Here is a 17,534-nt window from a genome sequence, read left to right as displayed (position 1 = left end):
TCACGACCTCCACCCTGTCAAGGTGTCACTAAGGGTCGTGAGTCTAACATAAGTCAAACCGCAAGTCAACGCTAGTCACGAATGCAGTCATATTAACATTCGCGGCTAAATAGTTATACATCCGTCTCGTTTTCTATTATTAATTATAGCGTGTAGAACCGCCAAACTGCAAGATGTTAGGGCGCACTATTGTTTCTTTTACGATTAATTTCTACGTCGGATTCTTTGGTACATTTTCAGATGTTAATTTAACTGTAAGTCGAATGTATAAGTACCAATTAGTTTGAAGTCTATGCTTAATTGTTAATTATAAACACATGGATATGATGTAGCAATTGTCCACTGTGAAGGGAGTGGAGTACTCGTTGTGACAACAGGTGTGATACTAATCATTAAGTAGTTTGGAGATTTTGTTCACTTCTTTTTATTCCAACGTTCATAAAACCTTTTTTGATATTCTCCAACATTTGTTTAGCAATTTAATTTTTAAATTTAAAAGAAAGCTAAAATTTGTTGAAGGGATGCCACCAACTATTTATATGTTGAAAATTTGAATAGCTGCTACAGTGATATAATCCAATATGGTATAATTTTCTATAAAAATATTGGAAAGGGTTTAAGCGATGGGACAATTTCAAAGTAATTTTCAAACGGCAGAACAAATCGCAACGCAAATGAGGAATGCTTCTGATATTATCCAAAGTACGATAAATCGTTCTATAACGAAGTCGAATCGTACTACGCTAACTGTTAATTCCAAAGCACAAGAAGCGAATCAGCAAGCTTTAGATTTAACGAAACAATTTTGTGCCTCCTTTCAACAGGCAGTCGATCATATTCATTCGGTAGCTAAAGAGTTTGAGAGAATGGATAACGAACTTCAACATACTTTTCGCTAATGTGACCACCTTCGTAAAGGTAAAACGGTAGGAGGAAAAAGATGAGTCAAGATATTGAAAACTAAATCAAACAATTAAATCAAAGGTTACGAAGTGCATTTGAAGAACAGGACCGAAATCAATCTGCGATTCAAACTCAAGAGCAAACAGAAGAGGGCTTTTATGAATGGAAAAATCAAAATCGTCGTTTGTTTAACCGAATTTTAGAAACTTGGCATGGAGATAGAGAATTATCTCATTTTTTTACAAATATCTGTCAAGAAGCACAACACATTGAGCGGAAACTTACATTTGAATTTGAAAACAAAAAAGAAGTGTTACTTAAGGAAAAACGAGATCTTAGTGACTTAGAAAATGAGCTTTCCTATCAGCAACAACAATTAGCAAGGGAGGTCAATGCATGAGTTTAAATATGTATTTGGGAGAAGTACAGAACCAGACTCAAAGCATGAATGCTGTATGTACGGCCACCATTCAAGGGATGGAACAAGCCATTCAGTCGATTGACGCATTTGCAGGTGATACTGTTTTACAAGGACAAACTTACGAAAGTGCAAGAACATTCTTTGTCCAAACCTTTCGACCTTTGGCACAAGGAATTATTTTTTTATGTGAAGAGTTAATTCGTCAGAATAATGCTTTTCCCAATGATTTCGAATCACAAGTAGCTTCAACTGATGTCATTGAACAAGAGTTGCTAGAACAAATTCGAGAGATTGACCGAATGAAAGCAAGTATGGAAGCCATCAGTCAAGCTATGCCAATACCGGGTATGGAAGCTATGGCGAATCTTTTTACTGACATGAGGAAAAAACTTCAAAAAAAGCTAGATCATCTACATGAATTTAATCAAACATCTAGTAATAACTATAGTACAGCAATTCAATTAGCTGCTAGCATTGCTATAGGACTTGCAGAAGTACAGAGTGGAAAAGGATTTAATCCTGCCAGCGGCACATTTAGTACGAGAGAATTAAATATGGAATGGCTAACACCTATTCAAGAAATTATGTATGAACAAGCTATTCAAGATCAAATCGAGGAAATGGATTTAATAGAAAAACAAGTGGCTTTAAAGGCTCAGGAAGATAATAGATCATGGTATGAAAAAACAGCTATTGGTGCTTGGGAGTATTTAAATGGTGTTATCGAATTTTTTCAAGGTGCTGGCAGTGCAGCAGCGGAAAACTTTATTGGACTTAAAACGCCTGATAATGATAAATTAGAAAGCAAGATGACTTATCAAGCTGGAAGGCTTACTGGAAATGCTTTATCGATGGTAGGATCTGTTATAGAAATTTTTGAAGGTATTTCACTTATAGGTGCCTCTAATTTCTTAACCTTCGTAGCGGAAGTAGGAACCGGTGGATTGGCATCACCAATTGTTCTTCCGTTAAATGGAGTTGCTACAGTAGCTGGTGTTAGTGTGGCTGGACATGGTGGATTTGTTTTACATAAATCAATTCAAAATGCTAAGGATACTCTTCAAAAATTCCAGTCTTCTCCAAATGGATCTGCTAGTACTATAAAAAAATCGTCACCTAAAAAAGTTAAAAGTTTAAGAGAACAATATTTAGGAAAGACACCTGGAAAGAAATCAAGAACTGGCCGTGAAGTAATAGAAAAAATGAAAAATGAAAATCCACCAAGAATTAGGACAACACGTGCCGGTAAAATGCAATTTAAGGCAAGTGATGGAGTGTGGTATGATCTTAGTAAATCAGATATGGCTCATCTAACCGATGCTGTCTCGTGGTGGAATAGTATTGGTAGGCATTATGGAGCAAAGTCTAAGGAAGTTAGAAAATGGATGCTAGATTCTGTTAATTATGAATTGGATCATTTTAGTTTAAATAGATCAGCAGGCGCTAAATTAGGTGAGAGATATTTGCCACCAACTAAAAAATAATTGGGGGTAAAGGGAATTGGAACTAGAACTAGATGACAAAATATACAATCAAATTGTACAACTATGTGAAGAGGGAGATATTCTATTTGAAGTAGAACAATTTGATCAAGCACTGGAGAAATATTTAGTGGCTTTAGATATGGTGCCAGCACCAAAGACGGATTGGGAAGCGAGTACTTGGTTATATACAGTAATAGGCGACACTTATCTTATTAAAGATGACTATGAAATGGCAAAAAGTAATTTTTATAATGCTTTAAACTGTCCAGACGGTATTTCGAATCCATTGATTTTATTGAGACTTGGAGAGAGCTTGTTCGAATGTGGAGAACTTGAAAAAGCTAAGGAGTATTTATTAAAAGCATACATGCTAGAAGGTTACAAGATATTTTTTGAAGAAGATGATAAATATTTTGACTTGATTAAAGACATTATTTAAGGAGGAGCAATATGGCTATATTACAATCACCTTTAAAAGAGAAATTCGAAAGTCTAGTTAATCAGAGTAATGATGAATTTGATAGAGGTAATCATAATGAGTCTATTACATTATTAGAAGAGGCTTGGAGTGTATTACCTACTCCGAAAGGTATTTATAATGAAAGTTATGATTTAGTGAATGATATTATTGATACTTGTTTTATTGTAAAGGATTTTAAGACAGCAAAAAAATGGTCAGATAAAATGTTTTTAACCGGATTTATGCGTATTGATACAGGTGAAAAAGAATTTATTTCAGGAAAAGTTGCGTATGAATTGGGTGATTTAGAAATAGCAAAAGAGTTTTTCAGCTTTGCTAACAAAAAATCGGAAGGAAGATGTTTTGAAGATGAGGATGTTAAGTATCTTAAATTCTTCAAAAGTTAAGAGTGTAGGCTAGGTGGTAGATAGCTAAGCATTTTATGTATGACGAAGATGAAGAATAAATAATAGCAGAATAATTGAAATATAGGCGTAAACCTCGGTTCACGTCTTTTTTGCGTTTTTTCAGTTTCTCCGCTACAAAGTCGACTTAGGATCGGATTTAATAGTGTGAGAGACGGGAGTAGTAGCTGGCCATCTTTCTACCGGCGCTTCTTCCAAGATATACGAATGAGAAGTTTTGAAGCTTTTTTGAAATTAACGTTACGAAGCAATTCAGGAGTCGGATTTATACATAGGAAAAAGAGTTTAATAAAAATCGGAGGTAGTTACTATTGAAAAATTAATTTCGTCATAACGAAGATGGCACAACGTCGATTTTTATGACTTATTTGGTTTATAATTATGGTCTTCAAATTGTATTTTCTCGTTCTCCATAAATACTACGTAGTTGCGGATTACATCAGTCGTAATGGTATCTATATTTCTACTAAGACTTTTGTAATCGAGGAAATACGTAAAGTATCGAAAGTTTTCTTTAGACTGATGCAAAGTACGTGTAGCTCGTCCTTCAGCTAACTTGGCATGATAAAATCTCTCGAACAAGTCGTCGATCGTTTGTGTAGCAAATGTTCGTAACTCTTTCTTTACACGTTTCCCTTTACGTTTTGAAACAGTTCCTTCATTAATAGCTGTCATAAAAAAAACGCCTTCTATTTCGTTTTTGAAAACGAGACGAGAGACCTATAACGACCCGTTGTAGCTGACCGCCACCCTGGTTAAGTCAACGGAAAATAAAAAAAACGTATCAAACGTTAATCTGACACGGTTTACGATCATTTTATGATCCCGGAGAGGCTCGAACTCACGACCTCCACCCTGTCAAGGTGGCGCTCTCCCTGCTGAGCTACGGGATCCCAACTATAAATATTACGACCAGCAATGTGTTTTCATTCGTGTAATCGGAGGATTTGTATAATTTGTTGAATATTGTAACGTTTGACGTATTCCTATAATAGCAACAAAATTTAATAGTGTAAAGATGTAATTTTCTGAATATTATTATTCCAATTTGTATATAAAAAATAAGCCCCGAAGAGCTTATTTCAATAATAATAATATCACCGCAATTATCAATGATATTATCAAAAATACAAGCATAAATAATAGAGCTCGTTCATGAGCTATCGTCCTGTAACTGTCATTCCTGCTGTGTAAATTGTATCTACAGAACCGTCAGCACTTACAACTTCAACTTTATAGCGATATGTTCCATTGTCTGAAATGTTTTCGCCATATCCTGTGAAAGTAGAAATTTCATCGTTACTTCCAGCTGGAACCCATTGATTTTGCCAATGGAAGAAAGTATCATATTCTCCCCAGTTATCGCCATATTTTTTCTCGATGCTGACATTGTAATGAATATCTTCAGCTCGTTTATTTGTAATTCTTGCAATTACGTTTTGACCAAAGCTATATTCTGTAGCGTGTACTTGAACTGTAACACCGTTCACCGTTTCACCAGGACCACAAATGTAATGACAACCATCCCATTCGTTAGCATGTGCTTTTGGTGTTTCAATGTTCATAACCGTTAAACCGCCTAAAGCTAATGCGCCAGTTAATAATACTTTACTAAATGCCTTCACTTGAAATTCCCCCTAAGTATATTCTCAATTCGTTCGATAGGCGTCACATTAAATAGTTTAATAAGATTAATCTAATCGAACACTTTTTTCCTCGAGTGCATTCGCTATGAATCTTTCATCTTGTAGTAATCTAACCTCTACATAAAATTTCATAGTTTTGATTTCATATATGTATCATGATTTACATAGAACAAATCTGTTAATATGTTTTGGTTATTTGCTTATCCCACTACTCTTTATTACCTTTTATTGGTAAAATGTTGGTTTTATTATATACCATTATTATCTATTTACAAGAGAAAACAATACTGTATGCAAAAATGCATAATAAAAAACACTACTTGTATTCTGAATTACAGAATACAAGTAGTGTTGGGTTTCAATTAATATTTAATTGGAACCTAATGCTAATTTTTTATGTTTAACAGTATACATATATCACTGTTTTTTTAGTCATAATTGATAAAATTTGTTCAGGGGACGCTCTTCCTGTTGAGCTATGGGATCTTTAAAAGGGAAAGTATAAGCGATTATGAGAGTAATGTATGAAGGGATAATGATGAGAAGCGAATTTAGTAGAAAGTAGTCTTTGGATGTAGAGGTTATATTATTTCCGATACCAATCCAAAGGACCTTCATCACTCAAATCAACAAGAAAAGGGAACAAGAAGTGTAAAGGTAAGCTTATAAGTTCTGGCATAGCGTTCACTGTTTTCTTTGATAGATATTGCCTCCCAAAACAATACGGACAATCTTTTTCAAATGTCACGAGTATTGACCATACATCTTTTACTTTCCACTTCGTTTTACAATACGTACAACGCGCCATTGAGTTCCTCCTCAGTTTAAGGTGTTTTCTAATATATTCTACTTTATTGTACGAAAGTCATTTGAATTTGATGTGGTAAAATGCAAAACAAGCCTAACCTCGTTCTACATTCAGGGAGGGGTTAAGCTTGTTTTAATTCCGTTCAATGTCTCTTTGTATCAGGCTGTTTATACATTGCCTAGATAGCTTCGTGTTAAATTCGGGAGAATAATTTTTCCATCTTTACTGTATTTTTCGAATAGCTCTGATAGGAGAAAAATAAAGTTTTTATACTGTTCGTCATTTTCTTTCGGAGCATAAGATGCTGATAAATTCCTTCCCAAAAACCCTTCATAATCAAAAAGTAAATCATTTTGATATTCTTTAAAATCATACTTTCCATCTTTAAAAAAGTTGTTAAATACTTCTGGAGTTTCATCTATTCCACCGCTAAAGCCTTTAAAGTTTGGACAGGTTTTCTGGCAAATTTCTGCATTCTCTTTAATAAGTGGACTAGTTAAATCTCTACTATTCCAAACAAGTGCAACATTTGCTTTTTGTTTTAAAATTCGTTGGCATTCGATTTTGAAAGCCTCTTTATCAAACCAATGAAATGCTTGGGCAACAGTTACTAAATCTACACTATTTTCTTTTAAAGTGGTATTTTCAGCAGTTGCTTTTATGGATTGAAAACGAGAATATAGTTTTAATGATTGCTCAGCCATCTTTCTCATATCATCATTTGGCTCAACTCCAATAACATGTAAACCACTTTCAAGCAGCTGGTGGCTAAATATCCCCGTACCTGAACCAATATCAGCCACAATCCGATTCCCTTTCAGTTGGTTAGCTGAAAGCAAGTAATCAATATATTCATTAGGATAACTAGGGCGATATTTTGCATATATATCGGCCCTGTCAGTAAAATTTTCTGTTGTTTTCACAGTACTACCTTCTTTCTTACGATATGATGTACAGAAATAGAAATTAAATATGAATTCAGGCATCAGTCTTTAAGTCTACAACTTAAGAATCCAGCTAAATAGAGGGCCTCAGTTTCTTTATTCAAATATCCTTTATCCGTTTAGTATACTATTTTAGATAATATCTTCCAAAAGACTAGAATGGCTTACTCAATTATGTTTTAAAGTGTATATTTTTATGGATTTATTTAATAATTTATGAGCGATTGTATGTCGTATTACGTTTACGTAGGTAAGAGATTTTTATTTTTGCTATTTAAATTGGCCAATATATCCTTTTTACAATTTACTGAAAATCATGTATAACAGAGATACATGATTATTTTATCTCGCTATTTGCGGGCAGTAAGATCCCTTACCTCGAAATTCAGCAAAAGTAAAGAAGTTAGGTTCGGGTCGGAATGCCCGTAAAAGTCCGATTCGTGAGGGTTGATGAAAGTTTCACTTTATAAATATTCAGAAGTAGAGGGAGAAAAGTTGTAATGGTAAGAAAAACGTTCAAGATGCGCGTGTCTAAAAATAGAACGATTTCGATTAATGGATCGATTCTTGATGTGGATGTTACACATGATGAATTTTTACAAGAGTTTGTTGAGTGGGTTGATTCTAAAGGTTGGTCGTTTATGGGAATAACAGATGAGATTACGCCCGAGGAAGCTAGTCAAAAGTTAATAGATTCGTTGATTGATGAGAAGGATAAGAAAGAGTAATTCCTTCTTATTTTTATTGTATATTTATGTTCTTTATCGTAAAAGTATGATATAGTAAAAAATAGTGAAATTTCTTCCAATATAATACAAATTACATATGATTGGTAGATTTATTATTTTGTTAAGGAGTAAATGGAAAAGGGAGAGTCATATGGTAAATTTTAAGAAAATTTTGGTTTTTATTACAGTTATTTGTTCGTTTTTTTTGACGCCCATAACATTGCGTGCTGAGACGAATATTGGAGTAAATCCAGAACAAGTTGCACCACCACCTGCGGAAGGACCGAATGTTTTTAGTCAGTTTGCAACGACAATTGATGCGAAAACAGGAGATGTTTTGTATGATAAAAACGCATATCACCGAGCATATCCTGCTAGTACGACGAAGGTGTTAACAGCGATTTTACTCATGGAGCATACAAAGCCAGAGGATCAATTTACATTTTCACAATTAGCATTAGATCAAGAGAAGAGTAATTATCAAATTGAGTTTCAACCTGGAGAGACAATTAATAGAAATACTGCGCTTATGATTTTAATGGTGCTGAGTGCGAATGATGTGTCGTATGCGATTGCGGAGCGGATTGGCGGGAGTGTTGAGAATTTCGCTAATATGATGAATGAGAAAGCGAAGCAATTAGGAGCGAAAGATAGCCACTTTGTAACACCGAATGGATTGCATGATCCGAACCATTATACGACGCCGTATGATATGGCTATGATTACGAAGGGTGTGCAAAAGTATCCTGAAATTTTACAAGCGATGAATACGAAAAGAACGACAGTTACGACGTCTAGGCAGACGGTGTCTATTTTTAATAAATCTAATTTTTTTGAAAATCCATATAGCATTGGCGGTAAGACAGGGTTTACGAATGAAGCACGTAATACACTTGTTTTATTAAATGAGAAAGATGGAAATCGTATTATAAGCGTAGTAATGGCTTCTCAAAGACCTGAAATTTATGAAGATTTGAAGCAGATGGCGGAATATTCTTTCGGTCAATTTACGAAGCAAATGGTGCTTGATAAACATAATTGGCATCAAAAAACAACATATTTAAATAAAGATGTTAATTCTGAGTTGGAACAAAGTGCGGAGCTTATGCTTAAGAAAGATGAAGGGAAAAATGTGAAAACTATTTTCCGGGCGGCTTCATTAGATAAAGAATCTTTATATCATAAAGGAATACATCGTGGTGAGGTAGTTGGTGCAGTTGATATTACGAAAAATAATCAAACAATTGCGACGGTAAATGTTCTTTCAACAGAAGATGTCACTTTTACGATGCCTAAAAAAGATACAACTATGCCTGAAGTAAAAGACTCAAATGTGAAAGTAATAAGTGTTGGGATAGGTGCGATTATATTATTTGGAGCAATTTTATATGTAGTGTTGCGCCGAAATACAAAAGGAATGAAATCAGAAGGTAAATAAATTACTAATAAAAAGACTGTGTAAAATTTTGGCACAGTCTTTTTTCTATATTTTAAATAACTAATAATTGTAAATTTTCTTATTGCAATAACTTAAAGTTCGTTATATCATTTACTTGTGTTCTTGTTAAAGAACACAAGTGGATATTGCATACTTCAAATAATATAAAACAACGGAGAGGGAGAGAGACGATGAAATTAATATGGAAGATAATTAGCAACGCGATCTCATTTGTTTTATTTGCATTGATGGTTTTTTTAGCTTTTGTAGTTATTTCTTCAAAAGCAAGCGGTGGTGATCCGACAGTGATGGGATATCAATTTAAGAGCGTTCTTTCAGGATCAATGGAGCCGACGTTTTTAACAGGATCAATCATTGCAATAGAACCAAACAAAGATGGTTCTAAATATCAAAAAGGTGATGTTATTACCTTTAAAGAGAAAGATCAAAAAATTATCACTCACCGTATTATCGGTGTGAAAGATACAAATGGAAAAGTAATGTATGAAACAAAAGGGGATAACAACAACGGACCAGATTTAGAGCCAGTACTTGCAGAAAATGTAGTTGGAAAGTATGCAGATATTACAGTTCCGTATGTTGGTTATTTACTGAATTATGCGAATTCGAAAGCAGGAGCAGCATTACTTCTTATTATTCCAGGAGTCTTTTTGCTTGGTTATTCCGCTATTTCTATTTTTGGTGCTATTCGTAGCATTGACGGAGAAAAGAAAGATAAAAAAGTAGAACAATCCGTCTAGTTCGTTTGGTTATACTTTCCGTTTAGGAAGTTAACAAATATATATTAAGGGGATATGGACATGACTTTAAAGAAAAAATTAGGAATGGGTATTACATCAGCAGTATTAGGAGCAGCTTTAGTTGGTGGAGGAACATTTGCATTTTTCAGTGATAAAGAAGTGTCAAACAATACATTTGCGGCTGGAACACTGGATTTAGCATTAAATCCATCAACAGTTGTTAACGTATCGAATTTAAAACCTGGGGATACAATTGAAAAAGAATTTAAACTAGAAAATAAAGGCTCTTTAGATATTAAAAAGGTTCTACTGAAAACAGATTATAATGTAGAAGATGTAAAGAAAGATAATAAAGATGATTTTGGTAAACATATTAAAGTAACATTCTTAAAAAATGTAGATAAGCATGAGACAATTGTGAAACAAACTACTTTAGATAAATTAAAAGGTGACACACTTACAGCTGTAGATAATGATTTATCGGCTTGGTTCTGGGATGAAAAAGGTATTTCAGCAGGTAAATCTGATAAATTCAAAGTGAAATTTGAGTTCGTTGATAATGGAAAAGATCAAAATCAATTCCAAGGCGATAAGTTACAATTAAATTGGACGTTTGATGCACAACAAACAGCAGGTGAAGAAAGATAATAATAAAAAGGGCTATCACATGGATAGCCCTTTTTCTATTTTTCTAGTATTTGTCTATCAATTTTAATAGTTCTTTACTATAATATAGATAATGTTCTGTATAAAGAACGTAATGTTCGATGGGAGAGATTAAGATGCTGAAAAGACCGCGTAATTTTAAAAAGATGCTTATATTGCCGTGTATGTGTTGTATTACGTTTTATTTAGGATCTCAAATTATGACGCATACAGAAGCGGCGTTCATTCATGAAACGAAAGTAGAAGCGACGCTTTCTACAGCAATTATATTTCCGAAAACAGTTAATACGTTAAAAGAGCAATCTGAGAAACATAAACAGTTTATTGAGCGTGAGTATGGAACGATGAAGGGGAAATTGAAAGCAACTTCTATTGAAGAAATAAAACAGGCGATTTCTGTATGGCAACAAGGGCGTGAGAAAATTGTTGCTGAGAAGGAAGCTCTGCAAAATGTATATACTGAAATAGAAGCTCCTTACAATCAAATACAAGAAGAATTAAAGGTAAATAAAGATGAGTCGATGCAGCAAGTGTCCATATATGTAAATGAAGGATTTCGCAGTATCAAAGAGAAGCGTGACTATATTGAGAAAGAAATTAGCTTGAAAGCTATTGATGAGCAAATTCAGGCTCTTCAGCAACAATTAAACGTTGCAATTGAAGCGGAAGGACAAAAGAAAGTAGAAGAACAAAAGAAAGCAGAGGAACAGAAGAAAGTAGAAGAACAAAAGAAAGTAGAAGAACAAAAGAAAGCCGAAGAACAAAAGAAAGTAGAAGAACAAAAGAAAGTAGAAGAACAAAAGAAAGCCGAAGAACAAAAGAAAGCCGAAGAACAAAAGAAAGCCGAAGAACAGAAGGAAGTAGAAGAACAGAAGAAAGTAGAAGAACAGAAAAAAGTAGAAGAGCAAAAGAAAGTGGAAGAACAGAAAAAGCTAGAAGAGCAGAAGAAAGTGGAGTAACTGCTTTAGTGAAACAGCCGGAAAATAAGAATGTGGTGTAAGAGAGAGCGAACGAATAAGCAAGACTAGTAATATTTATACGAGTGTGAGGGAACGTTAGCCCTCACCTCTTTGTTTTTCTTTTTTCTTATAGTATTAAATGATTTGAGTGTGAAAAAAGTTATAAATTATCATTATTTTTTCCGAAAAGTCTAAAAAATATTGAGAAATAAAAATAACTGAAAATATTAATAAATATGTGTTGTGTTTATATAGAGTTGTTCGTTATAATGAACATAAGGTTTTTAAAAAAGAACGCATATTAGCTAAGCTAATATAGTTTTCTTTACATCTCTTATTGAAAAATAAGTGATAAAAATATAAAAAAAAGCTAGGGGGAATTGATTGTGAGTCTGAAAAAGAAATTAGGTATGGGAGTTGCATCAGCAGCATTGGGGTTAGCTTTAATTGGTGGAGGAACATTTGCATTCTTTAGCGATAAAGAAGTATCAAACAATACATTTGCAGCTGGGACGTTAGACCTTACATTAAACCCTAAGACGCTTGTAGATATTAAAGATTTAAAACCAGGGGATTCTGTTAAGAAAGAGTTCTTATTACAAAACAGCGGTTCGTTAACTATTAAAGACGTTAAATTAGCAACAAAGTATACTGTTAAAGATGCAAAAGGTGATAATGCTGGTGAAGACTTTGGTAAGCACGTTAAAGTAAAATTCCTTTGGAACTGGGATAAACAAAGTGAGCCTGTATATGAAACAACTTTAGCAGACTTACAAAAAGTTGATCCAGATCTTTTAGCTAAAGATATCTTTGCTCCTGAGTGGGGAGAAAAGGGTGGATTAGCAGCTGGTACAGAGGATTATCTATGGGTACAATTTGAATTCGTAGATGATGGAAAAGACCAAAATATCTTCCAAGGTGATACATTGAATTTAGAATGGACATTCAATGCCAACCAAGAAGCTGGGGAAGAAAAATAATAAAAAAGCGGGTATTCCCGCTTTTTTTTATAAAGAAAAAGAAGTGCTGGTTGTAAGCACTTCTTTCTATTATTATTTTTGATTTTGCTTCCACTTTGTAAATTCAAGAAATTCACGAAATTGTTCTTTGGAGACACCAGAGTTCATTGCATCTTTAACGAGTTGTGTCCATTCGGAGTCTAGGTTAGTTTCCTTTGTTGTTTCATCATGAAGTAAAGTATCAACTGGAATTTGTAGAACTGCTGCGATCTTTTCAAGAAACTGAATGGAAGGGTTTTTTTGTAAATTTCGTTCTATAGAACTAATGTAAGATTTAGCAACGCCAGCTTTTTCGGCAAGTTCAGTTAATGAAATCCCTTTTTGTAAACGAAGGCGTTTTATACGTTCTCCAATCATATTTGCGCACCTTTCTATCAATATGTAGTTGTCTTATGATGTCATTATTATAACATAAACTTCGTTAAAAAGAACAAACCTATTGAGCCTGACTGGATGGCTTCATACGTTGGAAAAATTGCTCGATGTCTTGCATGGCGATACCAGCATCTAGAGCTTCAAGTATTAAATCAATCCATTCTTGATCCAGTGCGTCTGTCTTATCTTTGTACAAATGTAATTCCTCCCTAATTATCGGTCATAATTGCTGCTACATAATACATGATAATGCAATCGGATTTTGTGTTTTATATAGTGAATTATCAAATATTGTGTAGATGAAACAAAGATAAAATCCCCATTAAACTCCCTCTATGGAAATTATAAATTGTTCGATAAAAACTTTCAATATTTTCAGAAAACATTGTTGAATTGTGATATATTCGTATGCTAACTATGAAATTTTTACAAGTATATTAAAAATATTACATAATATGACTAAATATTGAAAAAATATTGAATTTTTAATAAAATTCAATTTGTAATACATATTATTTATTAGGGGAGGAAATATGGGATGAACAAGAAACCGTTCAAAGTTTTGTCATCAATCGCTTTAACAGCTGTATTAGGCCTTTCATTCGGAGCTGGCACTCAATCTGCATATGCTGAAACGCCTGCGAATAAAACAGCTACGAGCCCAGTTGATGATCACTTAATTCCGGAAGAACGTTTAGCAGATGCGCTAAAAAAACGTGGGGTAATTGATTCGTCAGCTTCAGAGAAAGAAACAAAGAAAGCTGTCGAAAAGTATGTAGAGAACAAAAAGGGTGAAAATCCTGGGAAAGAAGTACCAAATGGGGATCAACTTACAAAAGAAGCATCTGACTTTTTAAAGAAAGTGAAAGATGCGAAAGCAGACACGAAAGAAAAATTAGATAACCCTGCAACAGGAACACCTGCAGCGACAGGACCAGTTAAAGGCGGATTAAATGGTAAAGTACCAACATCTCCAGCAAAGCAAAAAGCGTATAACGGTGATGTGCGTAAAGATAAAGTACTCGTTTTACTTGTAGAGTACGCTGACTTTAAACATAACAATATCGATAAAGAGCCTGGTTATATGTATTCGGAAGACTTTAACAAAGAACACTATGAAAAAATGCTATTCGGTGACGAGCCGTTTACATTAGATGATGGAAGTAAAATTGAAACGTTTAAACAATATTACGAAGAGCAATCTGGTGGTAGTTACACTGTAGATGGAACAGTTACAAAATGGTTAACAGTTCCTGGTAAAGCTGCTGATTACGGTGCAGATGCTGCTAGCGGCGGTCATGATAATAAAGGACCAAAGGGACCACGTGATTTAGTAAAAGATGCATTAAAAGCAGCTGTAGATAGCGGTCTTGATCTATCAGAGTTTGATCAATTTGATCAATATGATGTAAATGGCGATGGAAATAAAAATCAACCAGACGGTTTAATTGATCACTTAATGATTATTCATGCAGGTGTTGGACAAGAAGCAGGTGGTGGTAAATTAGGTGATGATGCAATTTGGTCACATCGCTGGACAGTTGGACCAAAACCATTCGCAATTGAAGGTACACAAGCGAAAGTTCCATATTGGGGTGGAAAGATGGCAGCGTTCGACTACACAATTGAACCAGAAGATGGAGCAGTTGGTGTATTCGCGCATGAATATGGTCATGATTTAGGTTTACCAGATGAGTATGATACACAATATAGCGGTGCTGGTGAGCCAATTCAAGCTTGGTCTATCATGAGTGGCGGAAGCTGGGCTGGTAAAATTGCAGGTACAACACCAACGAGCTTATCACCACAAAATAAAGAGTTTTTCCAAAAAACAATCGGTGGTAACTGGGCAAATATCGTAGAAGTAGATTACGAGAAATTAAATAAAGGTATCGGCCTAGCAACATATTTAGACCAAAGTGTTACGAAATCTAACCGTCCAGGTATGATTCGTGTTAACTTACCAGACAAAGATATAAAAACAATTGAGCCGGCATTCGGAAAACAGTATTACTACAGCACAAAAGGTGATGATCTTCATACGAAGATGGAAACACCACTGTTCGATTTAATAAATGCAACGACTGCAAAATTTGACTTCAAATCATTATATGAAATTGAAGCAGAGTATGATTTCCTTGAAGTACACGCTGTAACGGAAGATGGTCAACAAACGTTAATTGAAAGACTTGGTGAGAAAGCAAATAGTGGAAATGCAGATTCGACAAATGGAAAATGGATTGACAAATCATATGATTTAAGCCAGTTCAAAGGTAAGAAAGTAAAATTAACATTTGATTACATTACTGATGGTGGTTTAGCATTAAATGGTTTCTTACTTGATAATGCTTCATTAACAGTAGATGATAAAGTAGTATTCTCTGATGACGCAGAAGGTACGGCACAATTCAAATTAGATGGTTTTGCTGTTTCTAACGGAACAGAGAAGAAAAGCCATAACTACTATGTTGAGTGGAGAAACTATGCTGGTTCAGATAACGCGTTAAAATTTGCACGTGGTCCAGTATATAACGCTGGTATGGTCGTATGGTATGCAGATTCAGCTTACACAGATAACTGGGTAGGTGTACATCCAGGACACGGTTTCCTAGGTGTAGTTGATTCTCATCCAGAAGCAATTGTAGGAACTTTAAATGGTAAACCGACAGTGGAAAGTAGTACGCGATTCCAAATCGCAGATGCGGCGTTCTCATTCGATAAAACGCCAGCTTGGAAAGTTGTATCTCCAACGCGTGGAACGTATACGTATGATGGTTTAGCAGGTGTACCGAAGTTTGATGATTCTAAAACGTATATTAATCAACAGATTCCAGATGCAGGACGTATTTTACCGAAGCTTGGTCTGAAGTTTGAAGTAGTAGGACAAGCTGATGATAATTCTGCAGGTGCTGTTCGTTTATATCGTTAATACTGTAAAACTACCGAGAGATTTTCTTTCGGTAGTTTTTTTGTGAGCAATGAATTTTATATAGCTGAAAAAGTCATATATAATGTAACTTTAAGAATAGAAATTTGTTATATATGAAGTCTATATAAATAATGAAAGAATTGGATAAAAATAGTGGGAGAAGGTGAGTGAATGAGTATTTCCTCTATTGTAAGTAGGCAAAAGGAATATTTTTTAAAAGGGCATACGAGAAGCATCGAAATGCGAAAGAATAATTTGAAGAAGCTTTATGAAGGCATTCAGCATTTTGAAGAAGAAATATTTCAGGCATTGAAATTAGATTTAAATAAGTCAGTTCACGAGTCGTTTACAACGGAAGTTGGATATGTATTAAAAGAAATTTCCTTTCAATTGAAACATATGTCATCGTGGAGTAAACCGAAACGAGTTCGAACAGCACTTACTCATTTTGGATCAAAAGGAAAAGTAGTGCCAGAACCGTATGGTGTGACACTTATTATTGCACCGTGGAACTATCCTTTTCAATTAGCAATTGCACCACTTGTAGGAGCACTGGCAGCTGGAAATACAATCGTTTTAAAGCCGTCAGAGTTAACACCAAGCGTTTCAAAAGTGCTTAAGAGAATGTTAGATGAATTATTCCCAGAAGAGCTTGTAGCGGTAGTAGAAGGTGGCGTTGAAGAGAGTACATCTTTGCTGAGGGAACCATTTGATTATATTTTCTTTACTGGTAGTGTTGGCGTTGGAAAAGTTGTAATGGAAGCAGCAGCGAAACAGTTGACGCCGCTCACTTTAGAACTTGGCGGGAAAAGTCCTTGTATTGTACATCAAGATGCAAAGATAGAGATGACAGCAAGAAGAATTGTTTGGGGTAAGTTTTTAAATGCAGGGCAGACGTGTGTAGCGCCTGATTATATGTATGTGCATTCTTCCGTGAAAGAAAAGCTAATTGAGGCACTGCGACATGAAATTATAGAGCAGTATAGTAAAGAACCTTTGCAAAATGAAAATTATGTGCGTATTGTAAGTGAGCGTCATTTTGAAAGATTATGTGGATTTTTACAAGATGGTCAAGTCGTAATTGGTGGAAACTATAAGAAAGATACATTACATATTGAACCGACAGTACTAGCGGATATTACATGGAAAGATACTGTTATGGAAGATGAAATTTTTGGTCCGATTTTACCAATCATAGAGTACGACAACATAGAAGATGTAATTGGCACAATCCAGCAACATCCGAAGCCGTTAGCGTTATATGTATTTTCTGAAGATAAAGAAATACAAAAGAAAGTGACGAGTAATATTTCATATGGTGGAGGCTGTATTAATGATGTTGTCTATCATCTTGCCACGCCATATTTACCTTTTGGGGGTGTTGGAAGTAGTGGATTAGGGGGTTATCATGGGAAAGAAAGTTTTCGGACTTTTTCACATTATAAAAGCATTTTAGCCCAATCTACAGCATTCGACATGAAAATTCGTTACTCTTCTACAAAAAGTGCTTTAAAATTCATACGAAAGTTGTTAAAATGATGATGGTGTTTATCAGTAGGCGTAGCCGT

The 17,534-nt window shown here is 34.7% G+C and carries 19 protein-coding genes and 1 tRNA gene; 13 read left to right on the top strand and 7 right to left on the bottom strand.

Features of this window, described 5'->3' with window-relative positions; genetic code table 11:
• The first annotated feature begins 623 nt into the window (after positions 1–623).
• The 5 genes from ACTFO4_RS20700 to ACTFO4_RS20680 all read left to right on the top strand — a co-directional run bounded on the left by ACTFO4_RS20700 (position 624) and on the right by ACTFO4_RS20680 (position 3,675).
• On the top strand, positions 624–899 hold the full coding sequence (locus ACTFO4_RS20700; RefSeq protein WP_017672814.1) for a TIGR04197 family type VII secretion effector: 276 nt from the start codon (positions 624–626) through the stop codon (positions 897–899).
• Between the two features lie 65 nt (positions 900–964).
• Positions 965–1,303: a DUF3958 family protein gene (locus tag ACTFO4_RS20695; RefSeq protein ID WP_235598829.1), complete on the top strand. Its 339-nt coding sequence runs from the start codon at positions 965–967 to the stop codon at positions 1,301–1,303.
• Positions 1,300–2,808, top strand: a complete 1,509-nt coding sequence (locus ACTFO4_RS20690) for a T7SS effector LXG polymorphic toxin (RefSeq protein WP_061456928.1) — start codon at positions 1,300–1,302, stop codon at positions 2,806–2,808. The genes ACTFO4_RS20695 and ACTFO4_RS20690 overlap by 4 nt, the downstream gene beginning before the upstream one ends.
• Before the next feature lie 16 nt (positions 2,809–2,824).
• A complete protein-coding gene (locus tag ACTFO4_RS20685; protein WP_017672819.1) occupies positions 2,825–3,247 on the top strand; it encodes a tetratricopeptide repeat protein in 423 nt (140 codons plus the stop codon).
• A gap of 11 nt (positions 3,248–3,258) precedes the next feature.
• Positions 3,259–3,675 carry a hypothetical protein gene (locus ACTFO4_RS20680; protein WP_017672820.1) on the top strand — a complete coding sequence of 139 codons (417 nt, stop codon included), beginning with the start codon at positions 3,259–3,261 and terminating at the stop codon, positions 3,673–3,675.
• 375 nt (positions 3,676–4,050) lie between these two features.
• On the opposite strand, the gene ACTFO4_RS20675 is transcribed toward ACTFO4_RS20680, so the two are convergent.
• The 5 genes from ACTFO4_RS20675 to ACTFO4_RS20655 form a co-directional block, all read right to left on the bottom strand.
• The gene (locus ACTFO4_RS20675; protein ID WP_017672821.1) at positions 4,051–4,368 is read right to left on the bottom strand and encodes a hypothetical protein; all 318 of its coding nucleotides are present in this window, start codon (positions 4,366–4,368) and stop codon (positions 4,051–4,053) included.
• A gap of 145 nt (positions 4,369–4,513) precedes the next feature.
• Positions 4,514–4,586, bottom strand: a tRNA-Val gene (locus tag ACTFO4_RS20670).
• Between the two features lie 267 nt (positions 4,587–4,853).
• Positions 4,854–5,318, bottom strand: a complete 465-nt coding sequence (locus tag ACTFO4_RS20665; protein ID WP_440014465.1) for a hypothetical protein — start codon at positions 5,316–5,318, stop codon at positions 4,854–4,856.
• Between the two features lie 607 nt (positions 5,319–5,925).
• Positions 5,926–6,147, bottom strand: a complete 222-nt coding sequence (locus ACTFO4_RS20660; RefSeq protein ID WP_000090221.1) for a hypothetical protein — start codon at positions 6,145–6,147, stop codon at positions 5,926–5,928.
• Between the two features lie 167 nt (positions 6,148–6,314).
• A complete protein-coding gene (locus ACTFO4_RS20655) occupies positions 6,315–7,070 on the bottom strand; it encodes a class I SAM-dependent methyltransferase (RefSeq protein WP_000858661.1) in 756 nt (251 codons plus the stop codon).
• Positions 7,071–7,591: 521 nt separating this feature from the next.
• Between ACTFO4_RS20655 and ACTFO4_RS20650 the strand changes: the two genes are divergently transcribed.
• The 6 genes from ACTFO4_RS20650 (at position 7,592) to calY (ending at position 12,623) form a co-directional block, all read left to right on the top strand.
• Positions 7,592–7,819 (top strand): hypothetical protein, encoded by a 228-nt coding sequence (locus tag ACTFO4_RS20650; RefSeq protein ID WP_000251856.1) that lies wholly within the window; start codon positions 7,592–7,594, stop codon positions 7,817–7,819.
• A gap of 151 nt (positions 7,820–7,970) precedes the next feature.
• On the top strand, positions 7,971–9,257 hold the full coding sequence (locus tag ACTFO4_RS20645) for a D-alanyl-D-alanine carboxypeptidase family protein (RefSeq protein ID WP_000247031.1): 1,287 nt from the start codon (positions 7,971–7,973) through the stop codon (positions 9,255–9,257).
• Positions 9,258–9,448: 191 nt separating this feature from the next.
• Positions 9,449–10,018 carry a signal peptidase I SipW gene (gene sipW / locus ACTFO4_RS20640; protein ID WP_000767792.1) on the top strand — a complete coding sequence of 190 codons (570 nt, stop codon included), beginning with the start codon at positions 9,449–9,451 and terminating at the stop codon, positions 10,016–10,018.
• A gap of 60 nt (positions 10,019–10,078) precedes the next feature.
• Positions 10,079–10,666: a CalY family protein gene (locus tag ACTFO4_RS20635; RefSeq protein ID WP_000172852.1), complete on the top strand. Its 588-nt coding sequence runs from the start codon at positions 10,079–10,081 to the stop codon at positions 10,664–10,666.
• A gap of 134 nt (positions 10,667–10,800) precedes the next feature.
• Entirely contained in the window at positions 10,801–11,643 is an 843-nt protein-coding gene (locus ACTFO4_RS20630; protein WP_440018864.1) for a DUF4047 domain-containing protein, read from the top strand.
• 386 nt (positions 11,644–12,029) lie between these two features.
• The gene (calY, locus tag ACTFO4_RS20625) at positions 12,030–12,623 is read left to right on the top strand and encodes a biofilm matrix protein CalY (RefSeq protein WP_000053713.1); all 594 of its coding nucleotides are present in this window, start codon (positions 12,030–12,032) and stop codon (positions 12,621–12,623) included.
• A 72-nt stretch (positions 12,624–12,695) separates the two neighbouring features.
• On the opposite strand, the gene ACTFO4_RS20620 is transcribed toward calY, so the two are convergent.
• Positions 12,696–13,019 (bottom strand): helix-turn-helix domain-containing protein, encoded by a 324-nt coding sequence (locus ACTFO4_RS20620; protein ID WP_000578885.1) that lies wholly within the window; start codon positions 13,017–13,019, stop codon positions 12,696–12,698.
• A 79-nt stretch (positions 13,020–13,098) separates the two neighbouring features.
• Positions 13,099–13,233 (bottom strand): anti-repressor SinI family protein, encoded by a 135-nt coding sequence (locus ACTFO4_RS20615; protein WP_000276219.1) that lies wholly within the window; start codon positions 13,231–13,233, stop codon positions 13,099–13,101.
• A gap of 342 nt (positions 13,234–13,575) precedes the next feature.
• Here ACTFO4_RS20615 and inhA1 point away from each other — a divergent pair, with 342 nt between their 5' ends.
• Positions 13,576–15,966, top strand: coding sequence for a M6 family metalloprotease immune inhibitor InhA1 (gene inhA1 / locus ACTFO4_RS20610; RefSeq protein ID WP_440014467.1), 2,391 nt, complete (start codon positions 13,576–13,578; stop codon positions 15,964–15,966).
• A gap of 171 nt (positions 15,967–16,137) precedes the next feature.
• Positions 16,138–17,505: an aldehyde dehydrogenase gene (locus ACTFO4_RS20605; protein ID WP_078420617.1), complete on the top strand. Its 1,368-nt coding sequence runs from the start codon at positions 16,138–16,140 to the stop codon at positions 17,503–17,505.
• Positions 17,506–17,534: the final 29 nt, after the last annotated feature.

It is taken from the genome of Bacillus cereus group sp. MYBKT14-1 (assembly GCF_051915185.1).
Classification (GTDB): Bacteria; Bacillota; Bacilli; order Bacillales; family Bacillaceae_G; genus Bacillus_A; species Bacillus_A cereus.
The sequence above is the reverse complement of the archived record's forward strand: the minus strand, read 5'-3'. Positions and strand labels throughout refer to the sequence as shown.